Annotated in this window: 6 protein-coding genes; 4 read left to right on the top strand and 2 right to left on the bottom strand. The window is 33.3% G+C overall.

Annotated elements, in window-relative coordinates:
• The 3 genes from AC1DJR_RS18380 to AC1DJR_RS18390 form a co-directional block, all read left to right on the top strand.
• Positions 1-704: PLP-dependent transferase (locus tag AC1DJR_RS18380; protein WP_477003198.1), on the top strand; the 704-nt coding region annotated here is incomplete at its 5' end.
• 171 nt (positions 705-875) lie between these two features.
• On the top strand, positions 876-1,388 hold the full coding sequence (locus AC1DJR_RS18385; protein ID WP_429686938.1) for a cysteine hydrolase family protein: 513 nt from the start codon (positions 876-878) through the stop codon (positions 1,386-1,388).
• A 433-nt stretch (positions 1,389-1,821) separates the two neighbouring features.
• Entirely contained in the window at positions 1,822-2,112 is a 291-nt protein-coding gene (locus AC1DJR_RS18390) for an ArsR/SmtB family transcription factor (protein ID WP_000894375.1), read from the top strand.
• Between the two features lie 151 nt (positions 2,113-2,263).
• Here the strand turns inward: AC1DJR_RS18390 and AC1DJR_RS18395 are convergent, their stop codons facing one another.
• Complete coding sequence (locus tag AC1DJR_RS18395; RefSeq protein ID WP_477003199.1) at positions 2,264-3,376, bottom strand: class I SAM-dependent methyltransferase; 1,113 nt, start codon at positions 3,374-3,376, stop codon at positions 2,264-2,266.
• A gap of 9 nt (positions 3,377-3,385) precedes the next feature.
• Positions 3,386-4,015 (bottom strand): MBL fold metallo-hydrolase, encoded by a 630-nt coding sequence (locus AC1DJR_RS18400; RefSeq protein WP_002034035.1) that lies wholly within the window; start codon positions 4,013-4,015, stop codon positions 3,386-3,388.
• Positions 4,016-4,185: 170 nt separating this feature from the next.
• On the opposite strand from AC1DJR_RS18400, the gene AC1DJR_RS18405 reads away from it, so the two are divergent.
• Positions 4,186-4,359 (top strand): DUF2759 domain-containing protein, encoded by a 174-nt coding sequence (locus AC1DJR_RS18405; RefSeq protein ID WP_002015138.1) that lies wholly within the window; start codon positions 4,186-4,188, stop codon positions 4,357-4,359.
• Positions 4,360-4,441: the final 82 nt, after the last annotated feature.

The following is a 4,441-nucleotide window of genomic DNA, read 5'->3' on the forward strand; positions in this document are numbered from 1 at the left end:
ATATTCGTGCTGTTTCTAATCTTGCAAAATCTATTGGTGCTCTTACTTTTGTTGATAATACATTTTTGACACCACTATTTCAAAAACCGCTTGATCTTGGCGCTGATGTCGTTCTTCATAGCGCTACAAAGTTTATTGCTGGTCATAGCGATGTCACCGCCGGATTAGCTGTCGTAAAAGATGAAGAACTCGCTCAAAAGCTCGGCTTTCTACAAAACGCTTTTGGTGCTATTTTAGGACCGCAAGATTGTTCTCTCGTGCTTCGCGGCATTAAAACATTGCATGTACGTCTCGAACATTCAGCTGCAGGTGCCAACAAAATCGCACATTTTTTACAAGAGCACACTAAAGTTCAAAATGTCTATTACCCTGGATTACAATCACATCTTGGCTATAGTATTCAACAAACTCAAGCAACATCAGCTGGGGCTGTTTTATCTTTCACCTTACAATCCGAAGATGCACTGCGCCAATTTTTATCAAAAGTTAAACTACCCGTTTTTGCGGTTAGTCTAGGAGCTGTTGAATCTATTCTTTCCTACCCAGYTAAAATGTCACATGCAGCATTGTCGCAAGAAGCTCGTGATGAAAGAGGTATTTCTAATTCATTACTCCGTTTATCAGTTGGTCTTGAAAATGTTAACGATTTAATATCCGATTTCGAAAATGCTCTTTCTTATGTAGAAGAACCCGTAAATGCATAGAGAGAAAAGAAGATATGAAATTAAGTTTTCATATCTTCTTTTTATGCTGTCTAGCATATTCATTTAAATGTTTTTTCTTTTTGTATAGTTCATTAAAAAATAAAAGTATATCATCTATTTCCAAGTAATGGATTAATTAATATGTTAAGAAATAAAAAAGGGGTAAAAATAATGGATACTTGTGCAGATATTTTAATCATTATCGATTTACAAAATGGGGTATGTTATAGCGGAGAGCATTTATTTGATTTACAAAACTTGCTTACAAAAGTAAATAAAAGAATTTCTTCATACAGAAAATCAAATAAACCAATCATTTTTGTTCAACATTGTGATGATGATTTAGTACCCGAAAAAGAACCTTGGGATATTCATACCAATCTAGATGTTCAGGAACAAGATTTCTTTGTAAGAAAAACACATGCAAATTCATTTTATAAAACAAACTTAAAAGAGATTTTAGACAAATTATCTGTACATCGCATTGAATTTTGCGGCGCCCAAACAGAATACTGTATGGATGCTACGATTAAATTTGCCCACGGACTGGGATACGAAAACTTCATGGTGCAGAAAGCAACCTCTACTTTGAATAATTCATTTATGTCTGCAAAAGAGACAATTGATTTTTATGAGAATATATGGAACCACAGATTTTTAAAGTTGATAAAAGATAAACTCTAGAATAAATGACTAATGACTTGATTATTCTAAGATGTATCAGTTACATCCAAACATTTCATTATCATCATAAAGAAGCTGATCATAATCAGCTTCTTTTCTTTTAACCTGTTATATATTCTATATATAACATTATAATTCCTTTGTCATATTATTTTAAAAATTTTGTATATTCATTTGAAAGAATAAGAAAATCATGATAAAATTGTGTTACGAATATATCTATATCTTTCAATTTTTGAAACGCATCAAAATTTTCACTCAAAAATGTCATTTTACAAAACTGTGCAAATTTATCTATTTTATTTACATCAGGGTCTCTTTTCTTACAATTTCTTTACTTTAGGACTTTTTTTCTGCAACAACTGTTTTCTTTTCTTTGATTTTTTGGTATGTATAGTATGGTATAACAGCTCACACGGAGGTGGAAAAGAACATGTTAGAAACCTTTCAAAAAGAAATAGAACTATATGAAAGCAATGCAGAATTATTGAAAGTGCTTGCTCATCCTGTTCGCTTATGTATTGTAAAGGGATTAATTGAACGTGGCCCAAGCAACGTTTCTACAATGTACACAGGCTTAAACATGCCACAATCTACAATTTCACAGCATTTAGCAAAGTTAAAAAGTGCTAAAATCGTTTCTAGTGAAAGAAAAGGATTGGAAATTTACTACAAAGTAGAAAACGAAACAATCATTCAACTCGTTCGCGTATTATTAGGTTAGGGACCTATAGACAGAGAAAAAGAGTGTATTCTATATTTTTCATCTCATATCTTTAATATAAATATATATCATGAGAGAAAATATATAATGCTACATAATTAAAAGTCGTATTAAAAAACAAGACACAGAAAATACTGTGTCTTGTTTTTTTTCATATTGTTAAATATTGATTCAAAAGTAAATTCTTCATATCTTTTGTGTGTATAACAACATCGAAAGCATTACCTAATCCTCCGTTCAAAATCATAGAGCGAATAGCTCTATTTAGTTTTTGAGTTTCAGAAAAAGGGTTGGTATCTTGATGGCTAGCAAGCTGATCTAATATTCCTGCTGCTAACAAAAACTCTGATTGCTTCCTATGCCATATCGTATTAATTCCTTGTRGCTCAAAATTCATCTTCAACTCATCCCAATGAACATGCGTAGTAAGGTCCATTTCTCCTGGATATGCAAGAGGATTACGAATTAGCTTGTGCTTATAATATCCTCTTAAACTTCCTTCACGATGTGCAGGATGCATCCATTCTTCTTTTGTATATCCATAATCAACTGTAATACATATACCTTTCTGAAACCATTTCGCAATCTCTTCTATATACTCTTCCATTGCAATAGGCACTTCAAAGCGCTGTCCCTCAGCAATATGAATGTTATATTTCAATAAGTAACGACCGACTCTTTTCTCTATCGGTCTAAATACTTCTGTAAGGTTTCCCTCATCTGTATACGTGATACGTACTTCATACAAAATTCCATTTCTTTTCTCAACTATCTCAACAGGAAACGCATCAAATAATTCATTCGAAAAAATAATTCCTTCGAAAGACTCTCCCATTTCAATATAAGATGTATAATACGACACATTATCAAATAAGCAAAGCCTCTCCTGTTGTAGCCTTCTATGAAAAGGGCTCACTTCAATAATTGAATAGTTTAAATTGATAAAGGTTTCCGGAGATAATTGTTTCCATTCTTGTAAAACATCATAGGCAAACTTTCCTGTTCCCCCACCAATCTCACAAATATTTGGAGAAACTTCTCCCTTTTCAACAAGCCGAATAAAAAACTTAGTAAAAGTCTTCGCAAATACAGAAGATACATTGCTACTCGTAAAAAAATCTCCCTGTCTTCCAATTTTTTCACGTTCTCTCATATAATACCCATGTTCCTCTGCATATAATACGAGGTTCATATACGTACTATATGAAATCGAATGATCCTTTTCTTTTCCCATCCATTCTCTTAAATTGAGCTCCATCCCCATAATGACTCCTTATTGTAAAAATGGATTATTTTCTTTTTCAAAACCAATGCTTGTTTCTGGACCGTGTCCACATAACACCGCTGTTTCATCTGGTAATACAAATAATTTCTCTTCAATACTTCCAATTAATTCAGCAAAACTTCCACCAGGTAAATCCGTTCTTCCAATACTCATTTGGAACAATACATCTCCAGAAAATACAGCATTCGCTTCTTTACTATAATAAGAAATACTTCCTGGAGAATGTCCTGGTGTCTCAAAAATTTCAAAACTAAAAGAACTGATCGTTAATGTACCCTCTTCGTCAATAATATGATCTGCTGGTTTTGCTGTAATACTGCGGTTCATCATAAAAATTTGCGAGCCATTCACAGTTGCATCGCCTAACCAATTCGCTTCTTCTTTATGTACGTATACCGGAATATGAAAAGCGTCTCTCACGGCATCAACAGCACCAATATGATCGAAATGAGCATGTGTTAATAAAACCGCAAGTGGCTTTAACTGCGCTTCCTGTAAATATGTAACAAGTTTCTCTCCTTCATGACCAGGATCAAAAATAATACACTCATTTTGATCATTCGTTAAAATATAAGCATTTGTTTGTAATGGGCCTAAAGGCATTTGTATCCATTTCATATGAAAATCTCCTCCAGTTATTTAATTTACTTTTAATGATACAACATTTCTTTCTCTTAGGAAAAGAAGGCGTGTTATCTCGACAATCATTTTTAAAACATGTACAATATAAAAGAGTAAATATTCTAAAAACTCATTCTAAGGAATGAGTAGACAGAGGAGGATATTGTATGGGCCTTGTTATTATTTTTACGCTAGTCACTCTGTTAGCTGTATTTGCTACGCTTAGAACACTTCGCGAAAAAAACTTATTCGCGGGCGGCTTCGCTATTGCAACCGTACTTGTTTTCGGATGGTTTACAATCATGACTGTTCTATATAATGGGTACCCACCAACAGCTTAATCTATTTACATTTTTATTCTCCAACAAGATCTTGCATAAAAAGAGGAAGGGGGCCCCTTCCTCTTTTCATTATTCACTACTT

The organism is Bacillus sp. 05T31 (assembly GCF_056396725.1).